Here is a 1,156-nt window from a genome sequence, read left to right on the forward strand (position 1 = left end):
GCGCATGCTGGTCGGCGGCGGCCTCCGCCTCGACCACGTGGACGTACTGGTCGCGGCGGGAGTCGACGGCTTCCACATCGGCGGCGCGGCGCGACCGGGCGGCTGGACCCACCCGGTCTCGGTGACAGCGGTACAAGAATGGCGCGAAGCCCTGGACACCTGACCGCTCCCACCCCACCGGCCGGACCCCACTCCACCCGACGTCACGGCCCCGGCAGCCGGCCGGGGCCGACCGGGACCAAGGCCTTCGGCGATCGCTCATCGGTTTGTATGCGTCGATCGTGTTCGTCCGTGTTCGTCACTGTCCTGCTGGCCGTTCATCAGATCGCGCGAACTCGTGATTGTCGGCTGGTCGGGCCGGATGGGCGTGGATACGGTCGGTCGCGTCGTCCGGAGTGGGCGGCACCCGTCGCGTGCGGCACGCGCCCATGGCCGGTCCCGGCCTCCCCGCGCCTGTACGGATCACGCTCGGGCAGTTCCCACGGGAGTGGACATGAGTTCTGCAGGCCGTAAGACCGTCGCGGTGATGGCCGCGGCTCTGGCGTCGCTGGGCGCGGGGAGCGGTGTCGCCGCGTCCGCGACCGCTCCATCGGCCGCGTCGTGCAGCGGGACGGAGTGCCCCAGCCTGAAGCCGACAAGGCTCACGACCAGCCAGGCCACCCTGAATGTCACCCAGATGCAACTGGAGAACATCCACGCGATGGCGGTCGACGCGGTGACCGGCGAGCCCATCCGCGGTGCGCGGATCGTGTTCGCCACCATCGGCGGCCGGACGCTGGGCGCGTCCTACACCGACTACGACGGCATCGCCGCGATCACCGCCCCGGAGAACCTGGGTGTCGGAACGCTCCAGGAGTTGCTGGGCGGCTACGAAGCCGCGATGGTCGGCGACGGCGTCCACGCCCCGGCCGGAGCCCACGGAGCGATCACCCATCGGCACCGACCAGGGCGGTCGAGCACACTCTGGGCGTCTCCTGCCGGCACACCGAACCCAGCTACAGCCTCAACGTCCACAACGACGGCGACTTCTACCGGTCGCACCAGGACACCAGCGCAGAGTTCGCCCCACGGCGCCTGCTCACGTTCGTCTATTACCTGCATCGCACACCCCGGCCTTTCGGCGGCGGCGAGCTGCGTGTGTTCGACGCAGCCCTGC

At 70.5% G+C, this 1,156-nt stretch carries 1 protein-coding gene and 1 pseudogene; both read left to right on the forward strand.

Translation table 11 applies throughout. The features are described from left to right. A pseudogene (locus GA0115259_RS42400) lies at nucleotides 1–163 on the forward strand (copper homeostasis protein CutC); the annotation flags it as partial. A gap of 452 nt (nucleotides 164–615) precedes the next feature. Next, on the forward strand, nucleotides 616–1,156 hold a 541-nt coding region (locus GA0115259_RS42405; protein WP_256098241.1), incomplete at its 3' end, for a 2OG-Fe(II) oxygenase.

Source organism: Streptomyces sp. MnatMP-M17 (assembly GCF_900091995.1).
Taxonomy (GTDB): Bacteria; Actinomycetota; Actinomycetes; order Streptomycetales; family Streptomycetaceae; genus Streptomyces.